Source organism: Phyllobacterium ifriqiyense, from assembly GCF_030817885.1.
Classification (GTDB): domain Bacteria; phylum Pseudomonadota; class Alphaproteobacteria; order Rhizobiales; family Rhizobiaceae; genus Phyllobacterium; species Phyllobacterium ifriqiyense.
The window spans coordinates 1,494,900-1,519,656 of record NZ_JAUSZT010000003.1 but is presented as its reverse complement, the minus strand read 5'-3'; the positions used below and the strand labels follow the sequence as shown (position 1 = coordinate 1,519,656).

Annotated in this window: 25 protein-coding genes and 1 pseudogene; 12 read left to right on the top strand and 14 right to left on the bottom strand. The window is 53.4% G+C overall.

Annotated features, from left to right (window positions below; translation table 11 throughout):
- Window positions 1-46: 46 nt before the first annotated feature.
- The 6 genes from miaB to QFZ34_RS14915 form a co-directional block, all read right to left on the bottom strand.
- The gene (gene miaB, locus QFZ34_RS14940; protein WP_307282362.1) at window positions 47-1,465 is read right to left on the bottom strand and encodes a tRNA (N6-isopentenyl adenosine(37)-C2)-methylthiotransferase MiaB; all 1,419 of its coding nucleotides are present in this window, start codon (window positions 1,463-1,465) and stop codon (window positions 47-49) included.
- A gap of 82 nt (window positions 1,466-1,547) precedes the next feature.
- Window positions 1,548-2,339 (bottom strand): lyso-ornithine lipid O-acyltransferase, encoded by a 792-nt coding sequence (gene olsA, locus QFZ34_RS14935; protein ID WP_307282360.1) that lies wholly within the window; start codon window positions 2,337-2,339, stop codon window positions 1,548-1,550.
- Window position 2,340: 1 nt separating this feature from the next.
- On the bottom strand, window positions 2,341-2,859 hold the full coding sequence (gene rimI, locus QFZ34_RS14930; protein WP_307282357.1) for a ribosomal protein S18-alanine N-acetyltransferase: 519 nt from the start codon (window positions 2,857-2,859) through the stop codon (window positions 2,341-2,343).
- On the bottom strand, window positions 2,856-3,542 hold the full coding sequence (gene tsaB / locus QFZ34_RS14925; protein ID WP_307282354.1) for a tRNA (adenosine(37)-N6)-threonylcarbamoyltransferase complex dimerization subunit type 1 TsaB: 687 nt from the start codon (window positions 3,540-3,542) through the stop codon (window positions 2,856-2,858). The genes rimI and tsaB overlap by 4 nt, the downstream gene beginning before the upstream one ends.
- 93 nt (window positions 3,543-3,635) lie before the next feature.
- Window positions 3,636-5,804 (bottom strand): malate synthase G, encoded by a 2,169-nt coding sequence (locus tag QFZ34_RS14920; RefSeq protein WP_307286347.1) that lies wholly within the window; start codon window positions 5,802-5,804, stop codon window positions 3,636-3,638.
- A gap of 104 nt (window positions 5,805-5,908) precedes the next feature.
- Complete coding sequence (locus QFZ34_RS14915; protein WP_115051434.1) at window positions 5,909-7,924, bottom strand: hydantoinase/oxoprolinase N-terminal domain-containing protein; 2,016 nt, start codon at window positions 7,922-7,924, stop codon at window positions 5,909-5,911.
- 131 nt (window positions 7,925-8,055) lie between these two features.
- Between QFZ34_RS14915 and QFZ34_RS14910 the strand changes: the two genes are divergently transcribed.
- On the top strand, window positions 8,056-9,018 hold the full coding sequence (locus QFZ34_RS14910) for a cation diffusion facilitator family transporter (protein WP_307282351.1): 963 nt from the start codon (window positions 8,056-8,058) through the stop codon (window positions 9,016-9,018).
- Window positions 9,019-9,055: 37 nt separating this feature from the next.
- Here the strand turns inward: QFZ34_RS14910 and QFZ34_RS14905 are convergent.
- Window positions 9,056-10,162, bottom strand: a pseudogene (locus QFZ34_RS14905) (DNA recombination protein RmuC); the annotation flags it as partial.
- Window positions 10,163-10,404: 242 nt separating this feature from the next.
- On the opposite strand from QFZ34_RS14905, the gene def reads away from it, so the two are divergent.
- From def to truA, 4 genes are read left to right on the top strand one after another with little or no spacing between them, the layout of a single operon-like run.
- Entirely contained in the window at window positions 10,405-10,935 is a 531-nt protein-coding gene (def, locus tag QFZ34_RS14900; RefSeq protein WP_115051437.1) for a peptide deformylase, read from the top strand.
- A gap of 9 nt (window positions 10,936-10,944) precedes the next feature.
- Complete coding sequence (gene fmt, locus QFZ34_RS14895) at window positions 10,945-11,874, top strand: methionyl-tRNA formyltransferase (RefSeq protein WP_307286343.1); 930 nt, start codon at window positions 10,945-10,947, stop codon at window positions 11,872-11,874.
- Window positions 11,871-12,365: a GNAT family N-acetyltransferase gene (locus QFZ34_RS14890; protein ID WP_307282348.1), complete on the top strand. Its 495-nt coding sequence runs from the start codon at window positions 11,871-11,873 to the stop codon at window positions 12,363-12,365. Before fmt ends, QFZ34_RS14890 begins: the two co-directional genes overlap by 4 nt.
- Window positions 12,365-13,144 (top strand): tRNA pseudouridine(38-40) synthase TruA, encoded by a 780-nt coding sequence (gene truA / locus QFZ34_RS14885; RefSeq protein ID WP_115051439.1) that lies wholly within the window; start codon window positions 12,365-12,367, stop codon window positions 13,142-13,144. The genes QFZ34_RS14890 and truA overlap by 1 nt, the downstream gene beginning before the upstream one ends.
- Here truA and QFZ34_RS14880 read toward each other — a convergent pair.
- Window positions 13,102-13,716, bottom strand: coding sequence for a hypothetical protein (locus QFZ34_RS14880; protein WP_307282344.1), 615 nt, complete (start codon window positions 13,714-13,716; stop codon window positions 13,102-13,104). The two genes, truA and QFZ34_RS14880, sit on opposite strands and share 43 nt — an antisense overlap.
- A gap of 7 nt (window positions 13,717-13,723) precedes the next feature.
- On the bottom strand, window positions 13,724-14,911 hold the full coding sequence (dapE, locus tag QFZ34_RS14875; RefSeq protein WP_307282342.1) for a succinyl-diaminopimelate desuccinylase: 1,188 nt from the start codon (window positions 14,909-14,911) through the stop codon (window positions 13,724-13,726).
- An 83-nt stretch (window positions 14,912-14,994) separates the two neighbouring features.
- Here dapE and QFZ34_RS14870 point away from each other — a divergent pair, with 83 nt between their 5' ends.
- Window positions 14,995-16,011: a 2-dehydropantoate 2-reductase gene (locus tag QFZ34_RS14870; protein ID WP_307282340.1), complete on the top strand. Its 1,017-nt coding sequence runs from the start codon at window positions 14,995-14,997 to the stop codon at window positions 16,009-16,011.
- On the opposite strand, the gene dapD is transcribed toward QFZ34_RS14870, so the two are convergent.
- The gene (dapD, locus tag QFZ34_RS14865) at window positions 16,008-16,862 is read right to left on the bottom strand and encodes a 2,3,4,5-tetrahydropyridine-2,6-dicarboxylate N-succinyltransferase (protein WP_307282338.1); all 855 of its coding nucleotides are present in this window, start codon (window positions 16,860-16,862) and stop codon (window positions 16,008-16,010) included. The genes QFZ34_RS14870 and dapD overlap by 4 nt on opposite strands.
- A gap of 150 nt (window positions 16,863-17,012) precedes the next feature.
- Here dapD and QFZ34_RS14860 point away from each other — a divergent pair, with 150 nt between their 5' ends.
- Window positions 17,013-17,855 carry an LOG family protein gene (locus QFZ34_RS14860; RefSeq protein WP_307282336.1) on the top strand — a complete coding sequence of 281 codons (843 nt, stop codon included), beginning with the start codon at window positions 17,013-17,015 and terminating at the stop codon, window positions 17,853-17,855.
- A 36-nt stretch (window positions 17,856-17,891) separates the two neighbouring features.
- Here the strand turns inward: QFZ34_RS14860 and QFZ34_RS14855 are convergent, their stop codons facing one another.
- Window positions 17,892-18,629: a pyrimidine 5'-nucleotidase gene (locus tag QFZ34_RS14855; RefSeq protein WP_307282334.1), complete on the bottom strand. Its 738-nt coding sequence runs from the start codon at window positions 18,627-18,629 to the stop codon at window positions 17,892-17,894.
- Window positions 18,630-18,813: 184 nt separating this feature from the next.
- On the opposite strand from QFZ34_RS14855, the gene QFZ34_RS14850 reads away from it, so the two are divergent.
- The gene (locus QFZ34_RS14850; RefSeq protein WP_307282332.1) at window positions 18,814-19,569 is read left to right on the top strand and encodes a GGDEF domain-containing protein; all 756 of its coding nucleotides are present in this window, start codon (window positions 18,814-18,816) and stop codon (window positions 19,567-19,569) included.
- Window positions 19,570-19,575: 6 nt separating this feature from the next.
- Here the strand turns inward: QFZ34_RS14850 and phhA are convergent, their stop codons facing one another.
- Window positions 19,576-20,409 carry a phenylalanine 4-monooxygenase gene (gene phhA, locus QFZ34_RS14845; protein ID WP_307282330.1) on the bottom strand — a complete coding sequence of 278 codons (834 nt, stop codon included), beginning with the start codon at window positions 20,407-20,409 and terminating at the stop codon, window positions 19,576-19,578.
- A 122-nt stretch (window positions 20,410-20,531) separates the two neighbouring features.
- Between phhA and QFZ34_RS14840 the strand changes: the two genes are divergently transcribed.
- On the top strand, window positions 20,532-21,014 hold the full coding sequence (locus QFZ34_RS14840; protein WP_307282328.1) for an Lrp/AsnC family transcriptional regulator: 483 nt from the start codon (window positions 20,532-20,534) through the stop codon (window positions 21,012-21,014).
- Here the strand turns inward: QFZ34_RS14840 and argB are convergent, their stop codons facing one another.
- On the bottom strand, window positions 21,015-21,917 hold the full coding sequence (gene argB, locus QFZ34_RS14835; RefSeq protein ID WP_115051448.1) for an acetylglutamate kinase: 903 nt from the start codon (window positions 21,915-21,917) through the stop codon (window positions 21,015-21,017).
- A gap of 172 nt (window positions 21,918-22,089) precedes the next feature.
- On the opposite strand from argB, the gene QFZ34_RS14830 reads away from it, so the two are divergent.
- The 3 genes from QFZ34_RS14830 to QFZ34_RS14820 all read left to right on the top strand — a co-directional run bounded on the left by QFZ34_RS14830 (window position 22,090) and on the right by QFZ34_RS14820 (window position 23,965).
- On the top strand, window positions 22,090-22,629 hold the full coding sequence (locus QFZ34_RS14830) for a sigma-70 family RNA polymerase sigma factor (RefSeq protein ID WP_115051449.1): 540 nt from the start codon (window positions 22,090-22,092) through the stop codon (window positions 22,627-22,629).
- Complete coding sequence (locus QFZ34_RS14825; protein WP_307282325.1) at window positions 22,626-23,330, top strand: anti-sigma factor; 705 nt, start codon at window positions 22,626-22,628, stop codon at window positions 23,328-23,330. The genes QFZ34_RS14830 and QFZ34_RS14825 overlap by 4 nt, the downstream gene beginning before the upstream one ends.
- Before the next feature lie 83 nt (window positions 23,331-23,413).
- Window positions 23,414-23,965 carry a fasciclin domain-containing protein gene (locus QFZ34_RS14820; protein ID WP_307282323.1) on the top strand — a complete coding sequence of 184 codons (552 nt, stop codon included), beginning with the start codon at window positions 23,414-23,416 and terminating at the stop codon, window positions 23,963-23,965.
- Between the two features lie 82 nt (window positions 23,966-24,047).
- Here the strand turns inward: QFZ34_RS14820 and yihA are convergent, their stop codons facing one another.
- Window positions 24,048-24,683 carry a ribosome biogenesis GTP-binding protein YihA/YsxC gene (gene yihA, locus QFZ34_RS14815; protein ID WP_307286340.1) on the bottom strand — a complete coding sequence of 212 codons (636 nt, stop codon included), beginning with the start codon at window positions 24,681-24,683 and terminating at the stop codon, window positions 24,048-24,050.
- Window positions 24,684-24,757: the final 74 nt, after the last annotated feature.

The window sequence follows — 24,757 nt, the reverse complement described above, 5'->3', positions numbered from 1 at the left end:
TCTCCTAAAAAAGTATTCGCCTGTTCATATAGTCGCTACTTGTTCCTCAAACCATCTCCCGGAGACCGATAAGGCTGTTGGTTCCCGTGTCAATGATTCGTACATTGATAATGTCGCCGATTCTGCCGCCGTGTACATCGATAATTACAGGTTGTAACCAAGGAGATCGTCCAACCATCTGTCCAGGCACTCTTCCGGCCTTTTCAATGAGCACATCAAAGCTTTTATTCACAAGGCTGCGTTGGAAGGCATATTGCTGTTCGCTGAGCAAAGCCTGCAAACGCTGCAATCTCTCGTCTTTTACCGCTTCATCAATATGGTCAGGCAGATCGGCACCGGGTGTTCCTGGTCGCGGCGAATATTTGAACGAATAGGCTGCGGCGTAGGTAACGTCCCGAACCAGCTGCAACGTCGCCTCAAAATCCTCGTCCGTTTCTCCGGGGAAGCCAACAATGAAGTCACCCGACAGCGCTATATCGGAGCGGGCGTTTCGTATCCGCTCAATCAGACGCAGATAATCGTCGCCCGTATGCTTGCGATTCATCGCTTTCAAAATACGGTCCGAACCAGCCTGAACCGGCAGATGCAGATAGGGCATCAACATATCGAGATCACGATGCGCATTGATCAAAGCGTCATCCATGTCGCGCGGGTGACTGGTAATGTAGCGTAGTCGCGCAATGCCGGGTATCTCGGCCAGCCGGTAAAGCAATTCGCCCAGCCCCCACTCGCGGCCATCATGCCCCTCGCCATGCCACGCATTGACGTTCTGCCCAAGCAGCGTCAGCTCACGTACACCGGCATCGGCGAGTTTTTCGGCTTCTTTCAGAATCTGGGCAACAGGACGCGAAACTTCAGATCCCCGTGTATAGGGGACCACGCAGAACGTACAGAATTTGTCGCACCCCTCCTGGACAGTGAGAAATGCAGTAACGCCGCGGCTTCTCGTCTGCTCCTTTTTGGGAGCGGGCAAATGTTCGAACTTGTCCTCAATCGCATATTCCGTTTCAACGACACGTTCGCCTTTTGCCACACGCGCTAGCGCCTGTGGCAGGCGGTGATATGTTTGGGGGCCGACAACCAGATCAACAACGGGCGCACGCCGCGTAATTTCATCGCCTTCGGCTTGCGCCACGCATCCAGCAACGCCGACCGTGAGTTCGCGGCCCTCTTTGGCGCGCGCATCTTTCATTTTGCGTAGCCGGCCAAGCGCCGAGTACAGCTTTTCAGACGCCTTCTCACGAATATGACAGGTATTGATCAAGACCAGATCGGCATCATCCGCCGTGTCTGTCGGGCTATAACCCTCAGCTGCGAGACTGTCCGTCATCCGCTGGCTGTCATAGACATTCATCTGGCAGCCATAGGTCTTTACATAGACCTTGCGGGTATTGGCCAGTGATGGCGAATGGGCAAGCGCTGCCGACGTCTCGTCCAGCTGATGTTTAATAATGATATCGTCCATGCAGAGGCTTCTAAAGCTTTTTAGCCTCTTTGAAAATAGCCGGATCGGTGAGATTCGTGGCAGTTGCGATCTCCGGCTCGATCTAGTCACGGTCCTGCAGCGACCTTTGCATCATCGCCCGCACTTTCTCTTCCATCAACCGCGCCAAGGCTTTCCGGTCAGACTTGCTGTCAATCACAACTGGCTCGCCAAATCGGACATCAACATCATAGGCGCCCTCCTTGAGCATCCCGATAAGGCTGGGACCAAGCTCCACGTCCCCCGGCCATGCGATGATCGGGCGATGAAACCTGCCCATTGGCAGTCCGTGCACCCGCGTATAAGCGATGGCAACAGGTTGGATCGTGACTGTTTCGACGCTGGTTTCGCGGATTGCTACCTGCGCAGCACCGAACAGCGATGTCTTGAAGGGCAATATACGGTTACCGTCTGATGTCGTGCCTTCCGCAAAAAGCACCATGACATCGCCATCGGCAAGACGCGTTGCTATTTCACTTGCCTGATCATGGGTCTTGCCGCGTTTTTCACGCTCAACGAAGACAGAGCGCTGCAACTTGGCGAAGAGACCGAATAATGGCCAGGTAGCCACCTGAGACTTGGCTATGAAAGAGACTTCCGCGATAGCCGATAAAACGACTATGTCGGCCCATGAGGAATGATTGGCTGCAAGCAGCAATGGCCGATTCTGCGCCATTTTGCCGTGCACATGAATGCGAATTCCAAGCAAATGGCGAACAACCTTATGAAAAAGCACAGGAAGCTTTTTCTGTAATGACCAGCCGGTCTTAACGAAAAGCAGTTGGACCGGCAGCAAGATTATTGTGATGAGTGCAAAGCCGGCCGCTGCCAGAATAAGTCTTAGATGTGCGATCATCTTAGCGGCCAGAACCCGTTTCGCGATGTCCCAGGTCACGGCGCATCGTCAAGGCCGCTGAGCGTCCTGAAGGCGTTTCATAATAGCCGGGCCGTTTTCCCACCTGTTTGAATCCGAGACTGCGATATAGGGCGAGCGCCGGTGCGTTCAGCTCATCCACCTCAAGAAACAGCATGGTCGCACGCGCATTGTACAAATGGCGCAATGCCGCGTCCATCAAGGCATGACCGACGCCCTTGCGCTGAAACTGCGGAGCGACGGCGATGGTTAGTATCTCGGCCTCATCCAGAACAAGCCGTGCAAGAACAAAACCACCGGGCTGCGCCGCACGATTTCCCTCTTCGCGCGCGATAAAACCAAAGACGTTGGCTTCACCAAGCAGCGCGTGAAAATCGTCTTCACTCCACGGCTGCCGGAACGTACCGGCATGAATCGGCACCAGATGAGTTGCGTCCTCCCGCGCAAGCGTTTCGATTACGAAGCTGCGCTGACGCAGATTATCGAAAGGCAGGCCCATCATTCTGCGACCTGCCGCTTCAATACGAAACCCTGTTGCGGCTTAACGTCGAGACCACGCAAATAAAGGGGGCTGGGCAAGGCTGTGTCTTGTGATCGTATTCCAAGTTGCGCAAACGCTTCGATCGTACCGGTCGCCATTGCCGACGTCACGTCCAATGGACGTTCCAGCTTTGCATTGATCAGCGCTGAGGCGGAACCGGCAAGAACAAGATTTTGCCCATGGCCGGCCAGTTGTTCCACGATCCCGGGCAAGGTAACAATCATGGGCTCGGAGGCAGGCGTACTATCGCTTGCGAAAAACTGCGCATAAAACTCATCGCGGCGCGCATCGATCACACTGAGAACTGGTCTTCCGGAGAGGGCTTTTCCGGCATCATAAGCCAGAGCCTCAAGCGTGGTAATCCCTATCGCAGGACAGCGCAAAGCCAAAGCCAGACCGCGCGCCGTTGCCACCCCTACCCGCACGCCAGTAAAGGATCCCGGTCCAATACTGGTGACGACCTTGCTAATTTCGTTGATTGCAATCCCAGCATTGGCAACGGCTTGTTCCATGATTGCCATCAACCGCTCGGCATGGCCTTTGCCAATATCTTCACTGATCTGCGCCAGCATCGTGCCGCTTTCAGCATCGAAGATGGCAACAGAACAAAGATTGGCGGCGGTGTCGAGCGCAAGCAATTTCATGTGCTATCGCCTAAACAAGAATCAGTCGGCAAACAAGAGCACACTCGGCACGGGCAGCTATTCATGTTGATCGCCGCCCGGCATCGAAAAGGTTTATTGGCTTGCTTTCAACTCCAGGCGCCTGCGGTGCAGGACAGGTTCTGTATAGCCATTGGGCTGTTCGCGGCCCTTGAGAACGAGATCACATGCGGCCTGAAACGCTACCGACTTGTCAAAATTACCAGCCATTGGCTGATAAAGAGGATCATTGGCATTTTGCTTGTCGACGACGGCTGCCATACGCTTCATCGTCTCCAACACCTGAGCTTCATTGGTGATTCCATGATGCAGCCAGTTGGCAATATGCTGGGCAGAAATACGCAAAGTTGCCCGATCTTCCATCAATCCGACATTGTTGATATCGGGCACCTTGGAACAACCAACCCCTTGATCGACCCAGCGCACCACATAGCCTAAAATGCCTTGCGCATTATTGTCGAGTTCACGCTGAATATCCTCCGGCGTCCAGTTGGGGCGCAATACGACAGGCACAGATAGAATATCGCTGAGCTTTGCACGCCCCCGTGATTTCAATGCCGCTTGAACTTCCGCAACATTGACCTTGTGATAATGTGTGGCGTGCAGCGTTGCGGCTGTTGGCGATGGTACCCAAGCAGTATTCGCACCAGCCTTCGGGTGACCGATCTTCTGTTCAAGCATTGCCGCCATCAGATCGGGCATCGCCCACATGCCCTTGCCGATCTGGGCATGACCGGAAAGACCACATTCGAGGCCGATATCAACATTCCAGTTCTCATAGGCTCCGATCCACGACGCCTGCTTCATGTCGCCCTTGCGGATCATCGGTCCAGCTTCCATGGAAGTATGAATCTCGTCGCCAGTGCGATCAAGGAAACCGGTGTTGATGAAAACGACCCGTTCTTTTGCTGCACGGATGGATTCCTTCAGGTTGACCGTCGTTCGGCGTTCCTCATCCATGATGCCCATCTTCATCGTATTCGGCTGCATTCCCAAAAGTGCTTCTACGCGCCCAAACAATTCAGCCGCAAAAGCAACCTCTTCTGGGCCATGCATCTTTGGCTTCACCACATACATTGATCCGGCACGGGAGTTCATATGCCGGCCATTTGGACCAATATCGTGAAGTGCCGCCAAGGCCGTGATGGCCGCGTCCATAATGCCCTCAGGCACCTCATTGCCATCCTTGTCGAGGATTGCAGGATTGGTCATCAGATGCCCGACATTACGTACCAGCATGAGGGAGCGTCCCGGTACCGTTAGCGGCTTGCCGTCCTTGCCCGTATATTCCCTATCCGGGTTGAGCTTGCGGGTGACTGTCTTCCCGCCTTTTTCGAAACTGTCTTCAAGATCGCCATTCATCAGGCCGAGCCAATTGCGATAGACAATGACCTTATCCTGCGCATCCACTGCCGCGACGGAGTCTTCGCAATCCTGAATTGTTGTCAGGGCAGATTCCAACAGAACATCGGCAATGTGCGCCTTGTCTGTTGTGCCAATTGGATGATCGGCATTAATCACGATCTCCACATGCAGCCCGTTCTTGATCAGAAGAATTGCCGTCGGGCTTGCCGGATCACCGCGATAGCCCGCGAACTGGCTTTCATTCGCAAGGGAAACAGCCTCATTCCCTGATTTGAGCGCAAGTTTACCGTCTTTAACAGTAAGAGCGGAAATATCCGCCCACTGCGCACCCTGCAATGGCACACTCTCATCAAGAAAAGACTTGGCCCAGGCAATGACTTTCGCACCGCGTACCGGGTTGAATGCTTTTCCTTTTTCCGCCCCGCCTTCATCCGAAATTGCGTCCGTACCGTAAAGCGCATCATAGAGCGAACCCCAACGCGCATTGGCAGCATTGAGCGCATAGCGGGCATTCATGACAGGCACAACAAGCTGCGGACCCGCTGTCACGGCGATTTCAGGATCTACATTGCTCGTCGAGACAGCAAATTTGTCGCCTTCAGGCAGCAAATAACCAATCTCACGCAGGAATGCTTCATACTCCTCCGGTGAGTAACCATTGTCACGCCTGCCCTTGTAGAAATCATCGAGTTGAAGCTGGAATGCGTCGCGTTTTGCCAGCAAAGCGCGATTCTTCGGCGCCAGATCATCAACGATCTGCGCAAAACCTGACCAAAACTGTGCCGCATCGACGCCTGTTCCGGGAATGGCTTCATTCACAACGAAATCGTGAAGCTCTGGAGCCACTTTCAGACCATTCATTTCGATACGTTCGCCCATGATCATGTCCTTATAGATTTGCATTGCATATCCTTGAACACGCCAAGGCCAGTGCAGTCAATTCTCCGATGGTCTGTGTTGAAATCTGTATCGATTGAAATCGATTAGTGTGCGATCCGCGGACGCCCTGACGCTGTAGCGATCAAGATCGCTTCAATGAATTTTCGCTGATCTTCCACCGTTGCCGCGCTGATCTTGCGAATAATTGTGATGTGAGGCTCGTCCGTACCGGCCTCGAGCGCCAGTCGCTGCACCTGATCCTTCAGTGTTGATTCGGCAAATGCGATTGAATCTTCCTCAAGCTGAAAATCCTGAACAGCTTCACCCGCCATTACCCGGAAAAGACCTTCAACAGGCTGGCTTATATGCGCTTCCAGTGACACCCGGACTTGTCCGACAACGGCTCCCAAAGCGTTTGCCACATCCGTATCAACGGGAACGATACATTGAACACCAAGCTCGTCGCCCACAGCAGGGTAATAGACGGGTGCTGACGCTCCAAGTCCGATTAGGGGCCGGTCGATATGCAATTTGATACCGGCAATACCGCCCACCCCAGATAATGCTCGCTGAACGAGTGCGCTTGCGACGGTTTCCTGCCCCTCAAGCCCGTCCTCCGCAAAGACTGTTTCAAGAACGACCTCGGATGAACGCCTGATAAGAGCATCATAGGTTCGGCGCGAAACCTCTTCCGGCGTATCGCAAAAAGGACGACCCGCCCCATCCTTGCGCCTTGCATAAAGAATAGCACCATACCGCGCTGCTTCGGCATTCCAATTGTTCTGAAGACCCAAAACATGACAGGCATCCGAGGGCGTGAACCCCGCAAGATGAACCAATCCGCGAGAGACCAGCCGTGTTATTGCTGCCGTCTGCGACACCGAGGCCAATAGACGATCAAGCGGCTGTGGCTCTGTGGTCATACGCTCGTAAAGCTCGGCCTCTCCCTTGCTCAGGCCAGACGCCATTTGCACCGGCACACCTGTGCGCAAGGCGAAACGTCCATCTAGCCGTCCTGCATTGACCGCTTTAACCTGACGGGCCAGATGCTCGATAACCATGGAACCGTGATTGGCCGCGAGAAGCGCCAGCGGCACAAGCCGTCTTGGTCCAAGCTTGATCCCGGGTGTCATGGCATTGTCGTCCAGCGACACTTCCGAGTCCCCGCCAAGGCCAAAGGTACGCATCGCCACGGCTTCAACCATGGTGCGAAACCCACCAACTGTGGCACCATTGGGATCAAGCCTGGGGCGGCCATCATCCAGCACGGCAACATCAGTCGTCGTGCCGCCAATATCGGAAATAATCGCATTGTCGAGGCCGGTCATATGACGCGCGCCAACGAGACTTGCTGCCGGCCCCGAAAGAATGGTTTCAATGGGCCGGTGGCGGGCAAATGCGGCAGAAACCAGCGCACCATCGCCGCGAACGACCATTAAAGGTGCATGAATCCCGCGCTTGTCCAGAAAACCTTCCGTGGCCGCGACAAGCCGGTCAATCATCGCAATCAGCCGGGCATTGAGGACTGTCGTCAATGCCCGTTTGGGACCGTTCAATTTGGCCGACAATTCATGGCTGCATGTGACTGGCAGCCCTGTCTTATCATGCACAAGATCGCGCACGGCAATCTCATGCTCCGGATTGCGCACGGCAAAATAGGCGCAAATGGCAAAGCCTGTCACTTCAGATTTCAGATGTGGCAATGCCTTTTCAAGGGATGACGCATCGAAAGGTTGAGCACGACCATAGACGTCATGACCACCCGGGATAAATATGACAGGATCGTTGCCAAGAGCATCTTTCAATCCTGCCTTCTCCAGATCAGCATCGGAAAATCCGATCATCACCAATGCGATGCGCCCGCCCTGGCCCTCAACCAACGCGTTGGTGGCCAGTGTCGTCGACATTGACACAAGCCGGATGTCGGCTGGAAGCACAGAAGCTTCGGCAATGATGGCATCGACCGCGCCAGAAATGCCAACACTCAAATCATGGCGTGTCGTAAGCGCTTTTGCCTTGGCAATAACGCCGCGCTCTTCCGACCAGAGTACGGCGTCGGTATAGGTCCCGCCCGTATCCAACCCTAGAAATATTGCTTGCTCTACTGTGGAATCAGTCATGTCGCCCTACACTGTTTGTGGAAGAGTTAGCGCATGAGATGCAAAACCACTAGCATCATATCGACCACTTACTGCCGCAAGCCGGAACCTTACAAAACATTTGGCGTTCTCCGAAGGACAGGGGGCAGACCATGGCAACACAATCGGCGAAAGCGCATGCCGGATCCAAAAAAGTTATTTACGCAGCGATACTTGGCAATCTTCTGATTGCCGTCACCAAGTTTGTCGCGGCTTTCTTTACCGGCAGTTCCGCCATGCTTTCGGAAGGTGTCCACTCTCTGGTTGATACCGGAAATGGAGCGCTTCTCCTCTTTGGTCTGCGCCGCGCGGCCAGACCTGCCGACCGTAGTCATCCGCTCGGCCATGGCCGGGAGCTATACTTCTGGAGTTTCATCGTCGCCTTGTTGGTCTTTGCCGTGGGTGCCGGGGTGTCCTTCTATGAAGGCGTGATCCATATTCTTGATCCGGAGCCCGTTGAAAATCCTATCATCAACTATGTTGTTCTTGGCCTTGCCATGTTGTTCGAGGGAACCTCCTGGTACATAGCGTTGAAGGAATTTCGCACTGTTAAAGGCGACCTTGGTTACGTCGAGGCGGTGCGGATTAGCAAAGATCCAAGCGTCTTTACGGTATTGTTCGAAGACACAGCTGCCCTGCTCGGGCTTGTTATTGCTCTTGTTGGCATTTCCGCCGCGCAACTCTTCGATATTCCAGAATTGGACGGTGTCGCCTCTATCGGAATTTCGATCATACTTGGCGGAACCGCGATTTTTCTGGCGCGAGAGAGCAAGGGCTTGCTGATGGGCGAGGCTGCACTCCCAGAGGTGGATCAGCAAATCCTCGACATTGCCAACCAGGACCCGGCAGTTCAACGCGCCAATGGGGTGCTAACAGTCCATATGGGTCCAAAACAGATCGCGGCGAGCCTCAGTGTGGAATTCGAAGATCACATGCGCGCGCCAGAAATCGAAGCCTGTGTTCAACGCATCGAAGCGGCTCTGAAAAAAGCCAATCCTGATATTATCAGCCTCTTCGTCAAGCCGCAGACGACCGGAACCTGGGAGGTTCGGCGCAAAACCATCGAAGCTGGCTAAGATCGGAATTATCCGTCAGGTCAGATACAGTCTGGCCTTACTCCTCGCCATCGACCACCCGCAAGCGCAATTGGCCTGTCGTGGAAGCTGCCGACCGCGTTGTATCGGGCGCTTTTGTTTCGCCCACTGGCGCTTCCGCAAATTCCAGCGCTTCGATCTTCTGGCCGCGCTTGGTCACCTTGCTGGAAGATACCAGAATATCGTCAATATCCTTGTTTGCCTGACTGAAATGGGTTTGCAGACGCCGCACACGATCATCAAGACGGCCAACATCTTCCATCAACCGGATGACTTCGCCCTGTATCAAATGCGCCTGTTCCCGCATGCGTACGTCTTTGAGCACAGCCTGAATGACCTGAATGGATAGCATCAGCAATGAGGGCGATACGATCACGATACGCGAGCGATGCGCCTTCTGGATCACGCCTTCGAAATTCTCATGAATTTCAGCAAAGACCGATTCCGAGGGCACAAACAGAAACGCCGTATCCTGCGTCTCGCCATTGATAAGATATTTTTCTGCAACATCACGAATATGAATCTCGATATCGCGCCGGAACTGAGTAGCGGCGATCTTCTTGCCTTCCGGCGTTTCGGATTCACGTATGGCGTTCCAGGCTTCCAGGGGAAACTTGGCATCAATGACCAGATTTGCTGCACCATTGGGCATGCGAACCACGCAATCAGGTCTGCTTCCATTCGACAGGGTTGCCTGAAACTCATAAGCGCCCTGCGGCAGACCATCGGCGATAATCGCTTCCATCCGCGCCTGACCGAAGGCCCCACGCGTCTGTTTATTGGCAAGAATTGCCTGTAATTGGACGACCTGACCCGCAAGCGTTTGAATATTATTCTGCGCCGTATCGATGACCGCCAGCCGTTCTTGCAGTTTGGCGAGATTTTCGTGCGTGGACTTGGTCTGATCGGTCATGGTCTGGCCAATTCGGGTGGTCATGCCGTCAAGCCGCTCCCGAATGGATTGATTAAGCTCTGCCTGACGAGAACCGAAAAGTTCAGCCATTGTCTGCATGCGACCTTGCATTTCAGATTGGCTTTTAAGAATTTCTCCCATTCGCGCTTCCGCGTCGCGGGCACGATCTTCCGCCTGTATCTCCGCGACAAGCCGCATCCGTGCTGCCCGCATGGACAGCAACAATGGCAAAAATCACCACCAAAGCCATGACAAACGCCACTGTAAACAGTGTTGCGCCTACAGATATTGAGGTCGCGCCGAGCTGAAACAGCGTTTGATCGAGAGAAATTGAAGTTTCCATAACCCTAGAGTAACCGATTCGATTGGCAAATGTGAGATCAAAACATGAACATTTTTATGATTGGGTCTGATGCCGCATTGACGGCTGAAAATCGAGATATTAGGTGAAGGACATGTCTATCAAACCGCTCGTCATCCTTCCCGATCCGCTGCTTCGTCAAGTTTCCAAACCTGTCGAAAGTTTTGACGTGGATTTGCGCAAATTTTCCGCTGATATGCTGGACACAATGTATGATGCGCCCGGCATTGGTCTGGCGGCCATTCAGGTCGGCACACCCATCCAGATGCTGGTCATTGATCTTGCCAAAGAGGACGAGCCGAAGGCGCCGCAGGTTTACATCAACCCACAGGTGCTTTGGTCCAGCGACGAGCGGAATATTTACGAAGAGGGCTGCCTTTCCATCCCTGATTACTATGCGGAAGTCGAGCGGCCCAAACAGGTTCGCGTTTCCTATTTCGATATTGAGGGGAAGCCCCAAGAAGTCGAAGCGGACGGACTTTTGGCCACATGCCTTCAACATGAGATCGATCATTTGAACGGTATTTTGTTCATCGATTACATTTCGCGGTTGAAGCGTGAAATGGTGGTGAAGAAGTTCAAGAAACTCGCCAAGGATCGCCCCACAAGTCGATTGGCGGTTTAGGCGATGAGTTTGCGAATTATATTTATGGGCACGCCGGATTTTTCCGTGCCTATTCTCAATGCGCTGATCGGTCAGGGCCATGAAATTGTTGCGGTTTACAGCCAGCCACCACGCCCTGCTGGCAGGCGTGGACTTGAGCTGACCCCTTCGCCTGTTCACCGGAATGCGGAGCAATTCGGCATCGAGGTCCGCACACCCAAGAGCCTGAAAGATCCGGATGAGCAGCAGGCCTTTATCGACCTTAAGGCCGATGTTGCGATTGTTGTCGCCTATGGCCTGATTTTACCGAAAGAAATTCTCGAGGGCACCCGCCTCGGTTGCTATAATGGACATGCCTCATTGCTTCCGCGCTGGCGGGGAGCTGCGCCAATTCAGCGTGCCATTATGGCTGGTGACCTTGAAACCGGCATCATGATCATGAAGATGGATGAAGGTCTCGATACTGGGCCGGTCGCCATGGTCGAGAAAATCAACATTACGGCTGACATGACGGCGGGCGAACTGCATGACCAGCTTAGCATGGCCGGCGCTGATCTGATGGTGCGCGCCGTTGCCGCTCTGGAACGCGACAGCCTAACCCTCACGCCGCAATCCGATGAGGGCGTAACCTACGCCTCCAAGATTACCAAGGTCGAAACCCGCATCGACTGGACCCAGCCAGCCATAGACGTTCACAACCGTATTCGTGGCCTGGCGCCGTTTCCCGGTACCTGGTGTGAAATGGAAATTGGCGACGATCTGGAGCGTGTCAAACTTCTGCGCTCAGTGCTCGCCACAGGCGTAGGTGCCCCCGGAACCGTATTGGACGACGATTTGCGCATTGCCTGCGGCGAAGGAGCTGTCCGTCTGCGGACATTGCAGCGTGCAGGCGGCAAAGCCATGGATGGGCAGGAGTTTCAGCGCGGGGCTAAAATCGCGCAAGGCACACGACTGCCATGAGTGACGTCACGGTCCAGACTACAAGCCCTGACGATTATCCTGAAGTTGCCAACCTTGTCGAGCGTGCCTTCGGGGAAACCGGCGAAGTTGAGTTGATTTCTCGGTTGAGAGAAAATAATGATGTTCTGCTCGAGCTTGTTGCCCGGAAAAACGGGATTCTGGCAGGACACATCCTGTTTTCACGCGTGAAGATCACCGGTAAGAACCACGACGCTGTCGCTTTGGCGCCTTTGGCAGTATTGCCGAAGTTTCAAAAGCAAGGTGTTGGGAGTCTCCTCATTCAAACGGCCCATACGGAACTTGTCGCTGCAGGAGAGACCTTATCGCTCGTTCTTGGCGATCCGGCTTATTACGGCAGATTTGGCTATGAGCATCTGCGCGCTGCTGGTTTTGAGAGCGCTTATCAAGGGGAATATCTGCAGGCTTTAGCTTTTGCCGATGCGCCATCGACCGGCGTCCTGCAGTATGCTCTAGCTTTTGGAGCACTCTAATGCCCCGCTACAAGCTTACTGTCGAGTATGATGGTACGCCATATGCAGGTTGGCAGCGTCAGGAAAACGGCCACACCGTCCAGGCCGCCATCGAACAGGCCATCTTCAAGTTTTGCGGTGAGAGCATATCTCTTGGCGCAGCCGGACGCACAGACTCGGGCGTTCATGCCAGCGCGCAGGTTGCCCATGTCGATCTCGTCAAGGACTGGAGCAGTTCAAAAATTCGCGAAGCGCTCAACGCCCATCTCGTTTTTGCGGGCGAAACTGTCAGTATCATAAATGTAGAACTGGTCAGTTCTCAGTTTGACGCGCGATTTTCAGCAACGGGCCGCCACTATCTCTACCGGATCGTCAACCGCCGCCCCCCTGCCCCGCTGGAGGCTTATCGCGCATGGTGGGTGAAAAAGCCGCTTGATGCAGAAGCCATGCACGCTGCAGCGCAGAGGTTGATCGGAACACATGACTTCACCACATTTCGTGCAACGCAGTGCCAATCAAAAAGCCCTGTTAAAACGCTCGATTTCTTGAGCGTCAGCCGCAAGGGCGAAATTGTCGAGATCAGGGCGTCCGCGCGGTCATTTCTGCACAATCAAATTCGCTCTTTCGCTGGAACGCTGCAGGAAGTTGGCTGTGGGCGATGGGATGCGGATGATGTGAGCGCTGCTCTTGAAGCGCGCGATCGGCAGGCGTGCGGCCCTGTAGCACCCCCCCACGGTTTATACCTGATCGGCGTAGACTACCCGCTCACCGACGGCATCGCAATTCCCAGAGCATTTTGAAACGTGATCACCATCAATATCGAACCGATGATGAATGCGATGAAAAACGTCGCTGACCAAATATAGGGTTTTTTCAATGCCACATGCACCAGCCTGTAGGTAAAAACGATAATCAGCGCATAAACCATCATGCTCATGCTGCCAATCAGAGTTGGCCAGTCAGGAAAAAGCATTCGTACCAGCGTGGCTGGCACCGTTAGCCACGCACCTATCGCAGACCCCCAATTGGTGGCGACGACATAAGGGCTGAAACGCTTTACGATTCCCAATGGTCGGGCAAGCAATGCCACTATCACCAACGGCAGAACCCAGCTTGCAAGATCGATAAAGGCAGCACTTCCGATTATGGAAAGCCGGCTTCCAGTTCCCGGACGCAAAGCGACAAGGTCATTGGCAAAAACAATCCAGCCCAGAATGAGCGGCGGCAGCGATATTGTTATGGCGTGAAAAGACTGCCAAAAACCGTCTTCCGAAAAATCAAGCTCTTCAAGACCGTCTGCATGACCATTCATCATGCGCCAGGTGCCGCGAAGATAGCGTTGTATTTCGTTCCAGTCGGGTATGTCGTTCATCAACTCGTCACGCAAAAAAATCCGCAATGAACCGCTCGTAAATCTGCGTCAAGGTTTCAAGATCGGCAACCGATACGCGTTCATCGACCATGTGCATGGTCTGGCCAACAAGACCGAATTCAACCACCGGGCAATAGTCCTTGATGAAACGGGCATCTGATGTGCCGCCGGATGTCGAGAGCTGAGGACGCTTTCCCGTCACCTTTTCAACCGACGAGGTCAAAGTTCCGATCAGCTTTTCATTATGCGTCAGGAATACGTGGCTTGGACGATCGCGCCAGACCAGGTCGTAGTTCACCGGCGTCTTCCTGCCCGGACGTAGCTTGCGGCGGCCTGCCGCCTTGTCGAGCCTGTTATGTATCTCGGCCATCAGCGTCTCATCGGTCCACGTGTCGTTAAATCTGACATTGAAGGTCGCACTGGCTTCGGCAGGGATAACATTGACTGCTGGGTTTCCAACATCAATCGTCGTTACTTCCAGATTGGTCGCCTGGAAATTCTTGGTGCCCTTGTCAAAGGCGGGATAGAGAAGGCTGTCGACGAGCATGGTCAGGCCACGGATCGGATTGTCCGCAAGATGCGGATAGGCAGCATGCCCTTGTATACCGCGCACGATAATCGTGCCCGATAGAGAACCGCGACGGCCAATCTTGATCATATCACCGAGCGTATCCGGATTGGTCGGCTCACCAACGATTGCCGCGTCCCAGCTTTCTCCCTTGGCTTTTGCCCATTCGAGCAATTTACCGGTACCGTTGATGGAAGGCCCTTCCTCATCCCCGGTTATCAGAAATGAGATTGAGCCTTTGAGCTCATCGTTTTTCTCCAGATAGCGGGCAACAGCTGCGGCGAAACAGGCGATGCCGCCCTTCATATCCACAGCCCCGCGCCCATACATCTCGCCATTATGAATGGTCGCAGAGAATGGCGGATAGGTCCATGCCGCTTCATCGCCCACAGGAACCACATCCGTATGTCCCGCGAACATCAAATGCGGTCCGTTTCCGGAACGCCGTGCATAAAGGTTCTCTACATCGGGCGTCCCATCTTCGCTGAAAACGGGTCGTTCGACCGAGAATCCCAACGGTGCCAGCAGGGATTGGACTGTCGTCAGTGCTCCGCCTTCCAAAGGCGTCACGGAAGGGCAGGCGATGAGCCGGGCGAGGTTTTGTACTGGATCAGCAGAGGATTTCATGTGTAATGCGATAATGGAAAAGCGCGATCCTGTCACGCTTCACGTGACTGATTTCGTGCCGCTTTTTGCTTGAAGGATGTGTTATGGTCTCCAACAAGTCGCGCATTGTTGTCGCTGGTTCAGGATCAATCGGGTGCTATGTCGGTGGAAGCTTGGTAGCAGCTGGACGCGCGGTCTGTTTTTTGACGAGGCCTCGCACCGAGGCAAAGCTTCGAGAGGCCGGACTTAAGGTCATCGACCTTGATGGGACACAGCAACTCATTCCACATCATGAGTTCGAACTGAGCAGCGATCCTGCAGTAGCCTTTGCGGATGCCGACATTGTTCTGATCACAGTTAAAAGCGGCGCCACCGAGGAAATGGCCGGACTTGCCGCAAAACATGCGCCTGCTGGTGCCATTATCGTCAGCCTTCAAAACGGCGTCGGCAACACGGAAATTTTACGCCGCATACTGCCGGAAGGAACGGTCGTCATTGCCGGCATGGTGCCATTTAATGTCGTCCTGTCCGACAATTCCGCAGAACCGCTCACGGTAAGGCGAACCACTCAAGGCACAGTCCTCATCGACAAGGTTTTGGCTGAACTGCCCCGCGTCCTTTCCGTGCCCGGCCTGCCGGTGCAAGCGCACCCGGATATAGAGGGTGTTCTTTGGGGAAAATTGCTGATGAACCTCAACAATGCGCCAAATGCGCTGTCAAACTTACCGCTTGCCGAGCAATTGGCAGATCGCAAATGGCGGCAGCTTGTAGCCGACCAGATGAGCGAAGCCCTCAACATCATGACGGCGCACGGCATCGAGCCGGCAAAAATCCAGGGCGTAAAGCCCGCTCTTCTTCCCTGGATTTTAAGATTGCCAAATTTTTTATTTCGCGTCGTCGCGCGCAAGATGCTGGCCATTGATCCGAGGGCACGATCATCCATGTGGGAAGACTTTGCGCGTGGCCGGCCAACGGAAGTGGATTATCTCCAAGGAGTGATTATCCAAATGGCACGGGAGAAGGGCCTATCGGCTACGCTCGCCCGTAAAGTTCTGTCCTGCGTCAAGCAAGCGGAGGGGAAACCCCTCCGCAGCCATTCCATTGAAGAAATCCGGTCTTAATCGCGCAGAAGCTCATTTATCGAGGTCTTGGAGCGGGTCTTTTCGTCAACGCGCTTGACGATAACGGCGCAATAGAGACCTGGCCCCGGCTCACCATTTGGAAAAGGTTTTCCAGGCAGTGTTCCTGCAACCACGACAGAATATGGCGGCACTTCACCATAAAAGATTTCGCCCGTGGCACGGTCGACGATTTTGGTCGATTTGCCGATGAAGACGCCCATACCGAGAACGGCACCTTCGCGAACGATACAGCCTTCAACAACTTCCGAACGGGCGCCAATGAAGCAATTATCTTCGATGATCGTCGGGCCAGCCTGCATGGGTTCAAGAACGCCGCCAATGCCTACACCGCCTGAAAGATGCACGTGCTTGCCGATCTGCGCGCAGGAGCCAACCGTTGCCCACGCATCGACCATAGTGCCCTCGCCGACATAAGCACCGAGATTAACAAAAGACGGCATGAGGATTGCGCCTGGCGCAATATAGGCGGAACGGCGAACGATCGCATTGGGTACTGTGCGTATGCCAGCCTTGGCAAATTCAGTCGCGCCCCAGCCATCGAACTTGGATGGAACCTTGTCCCACCAGGTTGCGCCACCTGGTCCACCTTCGATAATGCCCATTGGGTTGAGGCGGAATGACAGGAGTACAGCCTTTTTAAGCCACTGATTGACCTTCCAATTTCCGTCGGCCTGTTTCTCTGCCACGCGTGCTTCGCCGCTATCAAGGAGAAGCAACGATGTCTCGACCGCATCGCGGATTTCACCGCGTGTTTCAGTGCTGATCGCATCGCGTTCGTCGAAGGCCTTGTCAATCGTCTTTTCGAGGCCATTCAGATCGGGCTTGGACATTTTAAGGTCACTCCATTACACGGGCAATTAATATCAATGGCCTAGTAAGATAAGTCTGCGAGAGGGTCAATCGCAGCACCATAATGTTGGATAAGGAATCCGATTGGATGTCTGCCAGCGTCATCTACGCCGCAGAAGGAGAAGTGAAAATTGAATACTGACGAAAAAAACGGCTGGACGCCATTTTCCCACTCTTCTGAAGCGGTTCGCCGTGTAGGCGAAGCGCCTTCAACACCGCAGACCGAGTCCGACACCTATCGTCTTGCCTTTGCCGATCCCGATTTCATGACCAAACGTGAATTGCGTGCCGTGCGGCTGCAACTCGAATTGCTCAAGCCGGAAATGGCTTTGACCGAGCGTGGCATCCGCTCGACAGTTGTGCTGTTTGGCGGGGCGCGCATTCCGGAGCCCGGCGGTGAGGCATGGGCGGCCAAAAACGAGGTTCAGAAGAAAAACCTTGAAGCAAACTCACGCTATTATGCCGAGGCACGGAAGTTTGCGCAGCTCTGCTCCGTCTATTCGGCGACCACCTACAACCGTGAATTCGTCATTGTGACAGGTGGTGGCCCCGGCGTGATGGAAGCGGGCAATCGCGGTGCTGCCGATGTTGGCGCGCCGACGATCGGTCTTAACATCGTGCTGCCGCATGAACAGGCGCCCAACGCTTATGTTACGCCGGACTTGTGCTTCAATTTCCATTATTTCGCGATCCGCAAGATGCACTTCCTGATGCGCGCCAAAGCAATGGCCATTTTCCCGGGCGGGTTCGGGACAATGGACGAAACATTCGAGGCGCTGACCTTGATTCAGACCGGTCGTATGGAGCGCATACCATTCCTGCTTTTCGGCAAATCATTCTGGGAAAAGACGATCAACTTTGAGTTTCTCGCGGAACAAGGTGTCGTTTCTCCTTCTGATCTCGAACTGATTACGTTCGTGGATGAGGCGGAAGAAGCATGGGACGTCATTCGTAAATTCTACGATTTGCCTTGAACGCAATGATGGCCGCGCATTAACTCCAAGCGGCTCTCATTCCTCAACTTGAGCGGGAACCTGCCTGTCGACCTGACCCGGCAGGATCGCGCTCAAAAATGCCGACAGATTATCGGTGACATAATCAACATGATCCGTTTGACCAGGATCGCGTTCCCAAATTTCTGAAAAAGTTGGTTCGAAATTGTGCGGCACGATCAATACTGTTTTCATGCCCAGCGCTTTAGGCTCGATGAGATTACGAGCAAGATCCTCAAACATGACGCTGCAGCCGGGGTCTATCTTGTACAGGTCTAGAAACCGGTCATAGGTCGCCCTTTCAGGCTTGGGCATCAACTGCGCGGCGACAATATCAAAAATATCGTCAAACTCGTCCAGAACGCCTAGCTGTCTGGCGGCGCGTTCCGCATGACCGCGATCACCATTGGTGAAGATAAATTTGCGGCCGGGCAATTGGCGAAGCGCAATGGTCAATGATGGATCGGGAACCAGCCAAGAATAATCGATATCATGCACTTTCTGCAGAAAGTCATCTGAATCAATATCATAACGATCCATCAATCCCTTGAGGGTCGTGCCATATTCTTTGTAAAATTGTTTTTGTACAATGCGCGCATCTGCACGCGAAAGCTTCAACAAATCGGCTACATAACCCGTCATTTTCATATCAATCTGTGAAAACAGGTTGGAATGATGCGGGTAAAGGGTATTGTCGAGATCGAAAACCCAATCTGTCACATGGGCAAAACTTAAAGGATCTGGTTGGTTTGTCATATTCGCTTGGGTTTCCGCTCAGCTTTCCATCATAGAAAATTGGAGACTCTGCTCATTCTTTTGAAGCAATAGGAGAAAACCGACTTAACTGCGACCGCTTTTAAGTTTTTCGCTAACTGCTGTTTCATGAATTCGTCGTAGTAAACCGTGTTGTTGCTTCCGAGGTTAGGGTCAGGACCCATTAATGTCCAGAATTCTTCTCAAATGTCTGACCATAACGATCGTCTCGGTGATATGCTCATTGTTGATCACCGGAATCATTATGCATGCCAATGACATGCATAATGCGATGGGTTATGTCATCGCGACGGTTTGTCCGGTGCTGATCTCTCCGATCCTCTCCTTTATCGTCATCCGGCAATCCGAGCGGCTAAGCCGCGCTTTGGAAGCGCTCAGGCGCGTGAAAGAAGAGCTGGAAGTCACAAATGCAAAGCTCTTTGAGAAATCATCACGCGACAGCATGACGGGCCTGCTTAATCGTGAGGCATTTTTCGATCATCTTGACGAAGTAAGGACACGTCAGCCCTGCTCGCTTCTCATCATTGATGTCGACCATTTCAAGAAGATCAACGATGTTCACGGCCATTATGTGGGCGATGGTGCCCTGATGGCTATTGCGCGTTGCATAACGGATTGCGTTGGCACAGACGATAGTATCGGACGCATTGGCGGTGAGGAATTCGGCGTCTATCTGGCGACAAAAGAAAACAGCCGCGTAACTGCGGTTGCCGAGATAATCCGGGCAGAGGTAAACCGCATGGATTACCGAACACCCCATAGCGAGCGCGTCAGACTGAGCGTCAGCATTGGCGGGATCGTCGACATATCCAGCGGCGCGGTCGTCGATCATTTTCAGACCGCCGACCGCAAACTCTACGAGGCCAAGCGCAATGGCCGCAATTGTGTATTCATCCAGTCCGGGATGAAAGAAGCGGCCTGAGAAAACTCACACAGCAGCCGCGTCCAGCGGTTCTGCATCCCTCCATTTCGCAATCAAGGCCGGCATATCAGCATTGCTGAACGCATCCCGCAGCGTGTCAAATGTGGGCAGCACAAAATATGCCCGCTGGAACTTGTCAATCTCGTAACCGGTACGCATGACTGTTTCCAGATCAAATGCCACATGATGGGCATCAGAGCTTGTCACCGCAAATTGCAGTTCGCTGAAGGACGACATCAACCCGGCACCAAATGCCTTTAGCGGTGCGCCTTCTTCCTGGATCAAGCCGAATTCGGCCGTATACCAGTACAGCCGCGAAACCATCTGATCGCCGCCCATTTTTACGGCTTCACCGCCCTTTTGTCCGTAAAGCTGCATGAAATCCGCAAAGACCGGCTGGCTCAAGATTGGCACATGGCCAAAAAAGTCGTGAAACATGTCCGGCTCGACGATGTAATCGAGTTCCCTCTTGCTGCGCAGCCAGTTCGTCACCGGGAAACGGCGATTGGCGAGATGATCGAAAAATGGCTCGATCGGGATGAGACCCGGAACAGCAACAATTTCCCAATTTGTCAGCTTGTGCAGACGCTCGCTGACCTCGTGAAAATCCGGGATCTGCTCCAATAGGCCTAGTGCTTCAACACCATCGAGATAGGAGCGATGAGCAAGCTTTGAGGTGAGTTTGGTCTGGCGGTCGCAAAGGGTGCGCCAAACCTCCTGATCCTCGTTTGAATAATCGTAATTTTGCTCCACGGTAAAATCTGGCTGACAAACCGTATAATTACCACGCAGTCCCTGCTCGGCACATTCGCGCGCATATGCTTCTACCGAAACGGTCATGATACCCTCCTCCTCCAATTGTATCGAAATCAGATTAGAGCGAGGCTTGAGGTGAATTTGACCTATTCATCTCCTTAAGCGAATATTTGGAGGCAATCACACCTATAATTTGGGAGAATCGGGTGAAAGAACCTCAATTTGATGAATTTGAAATCAGAATGCTGCGATCCTTGCAGGATAATGGTCGTATTCCGGTTACGGACCTCGCGCAATCTGTCGGCCTTTCGGCCACTCCCTGCGCCAGAAGGTTTGAAGCGCTGCAGGAAAGCGGAGCAATCAAAGGCTTTGCTGCCATTATCGACAGAAAAGCCATTGGCTTGATGGTGGAAGTGTTCATTCAAGTGCGTCTGAATACGCATAGCGACGATTCGCCGGAACGTTTCATCGCAGAAATTCAACGGCTGGACGAAGTTTCATCCTGCTGGACGATGACTGGCACGCATGATTTTCTGTTGCATGTGATGGTTCCAGACGTTGATGATCTCAACGCCTTCGTCATGCATCGGCTCATGCGGTTAAAGGGTGTGCGCGACGTGCACACCCAGCTGGTTTTACAGAATATCAAAGGTCCCGGGAAAATCCCTCTTGATCACTTGAAAAAATGATCAGGGGACGATGAGCGTTCCGGCACCCCGCTCGGTGAACAGTTCCAGAAGCACTGAATGAGGTGTCTTGCCGTTGAGAATGACAACGCCTTCAACGCCGCGATTGATCGCGTCAATACAGGTTTCCACCTTCGGGATCATTCCACCGGAAATTGTGCCATCCTTGATCAGCGCACGCGCTTGTCCGACGGAAAGCTCCTTGATGAGTTCCTTGTTCTTATCGAGAACGCCCGGCACATCTGTGAGGAATAATAGACGTGATGCCGCCAATGCACCGGCAATCGCGCCAGCAAAGGTGTCAGCATTGATGTTGTAGGTGTTTCCATCCCGCCCCGGCGCAACGGGAGCGATGACCGGAATCATTTCGGACCGGGCCAGCAGATCAAGCAGCGTACGGTCTATTTCAACCGGCTCTCCGACAAAACCCAAATCGACGATCTTCTCGATATTGGAGTCCGGATCGATGATGGTTTTCTTTGCCTTCTCGGCAAAGACCATGTTTCCGTCCTTGCCGCACAACCCGATAGCCCATTCGCCCTCTGCATTGATCAGAGCTACGATCTCTTTATTGATCGATCCTGCCAGCACCATCTCAACGATTTCCAGCGTCTTTGCGTCGGTAACGCGCAATCCGCCTTCGAACTTTGATTCAATGCCCATTCTTGCGAGCATTGACGCGATCTGCGGACCACCGCCATGGACGACAATCGGATTGATTCCCGACTGTTTTAGAAGGGCGATATCGCGTGCAAAGGCTTTGCCCAATGCCGCATCCCCCATGGCATGACCGCCATATTTCACCACAACGGTCTTGTTTTCATAGCGCTGCATATAGGGAAGCGCTGCAGAAAGCAGGCTGGCCTGAACTTCAGCAGTGCGGTCGGCTTCAGTAGGGGATGACATGGATGCGAGAGCTCCAGTTTTGCAAGGACGGTGGGTTCTTAACGCTAAAGTCGAGACGGGGCAAACATGATTTCGGCTATTTGCGAATGTTTTTGCCCGATGACCATTGACAGCAAGTCTGTCAGGCAGATTTAACTTGGTTCAAATAGAAGAAAGTTGGAAACGCTGTTGTATGACGCCTGAAGGCATCTCCCAGCTCATAACACGAGTCTCGCTTCGGGACCGCAATGCTTTCGATGCCCTCTATTCATCAACGAGCGCGAAACTTTTTGGTGTGTGCCTGCGTATCTTGAGCAACCGAACGGAGGCTGAAGACGCGCTACAAGACATCTACGTCAAGATCTGGAACAAAGCCGACCGATTTGCGATCGCCGAAACCAGCCCTATTTCATGGCTGGTTGCAATTGCCCGGAACCATTGCATCGATATCTTGCGTGCACGCAAACCATCGTCCAGCGATCTCGATCAGGCAGCCAACATCGCAGAACCTTCAGCCAACCCGGAACAATCTTCTATCGCTGCGAGTGAGTCACGGCGTATCTATGATTGCCTCGGCCAATTGGATCAAGCCAGAGCAAGTGCCGTGCGAGGTGCCTATCTGAATGGCGACAGCTATGAGGATTTGGCGGCGCGGCACAAAGTACCACTGAATACGATGAGGACTTGGCTGCGGCGCAGTCTTCTCAAATTGAAGGAATGTCTCGAAGCATGAGCGCGACCCCAACAGATAGCACGCCGCCGGACGATGATTTCATCGCCGCTGAGTATGTGCTGGGCGTGCTTGCACTGGACGAGAAGCAAAGCGTTGAACGGCGTATCGCCACTGATGTGTCATTCGCCCGGCTTGTGGCCCGCTGGCAGCAGCAGTTCGATGGAATGAATGCAGAGTTTGATCCGGTAACTCCGCCATCGCATATGAAGGCTCTTATCGACAAACGCCTGTTTGGGACCGTTAGTCAGCAATCTGCTCCATTCTTCGGTAATCTTGCCTTCTGGCGCGCCGTTGCCTTTGCCGCGCTGGTTCTCGCTGCTATCGGCTTCGGCCGCGATTTCCTGAACAATTCTTCTGCGCCCGATAGGCAGCTCATTGCGTCAATGGATGCAAGTGGTAGCGCCTACCGCACGGTTGCTGTGTATAATCAGGATCGCAAGCAATTGAAGGTCAGCCTCGTGGCAGGCGAGTTGCCAGCAGATCGTTCACTTGAACTATGGCTGATTGCCGGCACCGACGCGCCTGTCTCGCTTGGCCTCATCAAGTCAGCACAACTTACTGAGTTTCCCCTCGACAGATCACTTGCGGGAAAGCTGCAGGAAGGGACAACGCTCGCCATTACATTGGAGCCTCTCGGCGGCTCACCTAACAAGACAGCAACTGGCGCAATTGTTGCGGCCGGTACCGTGCGCGAAATTTAATGTAGGTGTTTTGAAACTTAAATCAAACCGGCCCCGTATCTCCATCTGACCTCAACCGAGGGAAACAAACAGTGGAGAGAGACATGTTAAAGAAATCACTTGGTCTGATCGCGCTTTCGACAATGCTGATTGCCGGCGTAGCCTACGCAAAGAACCCTATGGTCGGCGGCGCTGCCATGTATGAAAACAAGAACATCATCGAAAATGCCGTTAACTCCAAGGATCACACCACGCTCGTGGCCGCTGTCAAAGCTGCCGGACTGGTCGAAACTTTGTCAGGCAAAGGCCCGTTTACCGTGTTTGCCCCGACAAATGAGGCCTTTGCCGCTTTGCCAAAAGGCACCGTAGACACTTTGCTCAAGCCTGAAAACAAGGACAAGCTCGCCAAAATCCTGACCTGCCACGTTGTTGCGGCCAATGCGTCTTCAAAGGCAATCATGAAGATGGTCGATGATGACAAGGGCGCGCATCCGGTAAAGACTGTTGGCGGATGTCTCTGGACTGCAAAATATGAAGGCAAAAAGCTCACACTTACCGATGAGAATGGCACCGTCGCCAATGTAACCATTGCTAACGTCAATCAATCGAATGGTGTGATCCACGTTATCGACAAAGTATTGTTGCCAAAGATGTAATCTGAGCAACAGACATGCGCAGACTGGCATCTGCGCATAATTGCCCCGCAGAATCCACCGACACCCGGATCAGCGGGGCTTTTTATCGATTTTCCTGCTCTTCCAGCAGCTGGGCAATTGCCGCTCGCAACTCATCAAGACCGGAGCTTTTTTCCGACGACGTTGCCAATATGTGCGGATAGGCGGCTGCACGCTTCTTGATCGCCAATGCCGTCTCATCCATCAACCGTGGAACACCGGCGGGTTTGATCTTGTCGATCTTCGTCAGGACGATCTGATACGAGACCGCCGCTCTGTCGAGCAGATCAAGCACTTCGGCATCATTCTTCTTAATGCCGTGGCGGGCATCTATCAGAAGATAGACGCGTCGAAGCGTTGTGCGTCCACGCAAATAATCAAAAACAAGTCGCGTCCAGGCATCGACCTGCTCTTTCGGCGCCTCTGCAAAGCCATAGCCCGGCATGTCGACAACGGCGAGTGGTGGCAGATCACCATCTTCGCCTGAATAGCCTTCGGGAACAAAGTAATTCAGTTCCTGGGTCCGGCCCGGTGTATTCGACGTACGTGCCAGGCCCTTTTGCCCAATTATCGCGTTGATCAATGAGGATTTACCGACATTTGAACGTCCGGCAAACGCGATCTCAAGCGGCCCTTCCGGCGGGAGGAATTTCATCGCAGGAACCCCGCGGATGAAAACCCATCCCTTGGCGAAGAGCATCCGGCCCTTTTCGATGAGCCTGTTTATATTGTTTTGCGCTTCGTTCACGTCTTTTCCATTCGTTAGGCGGTCGG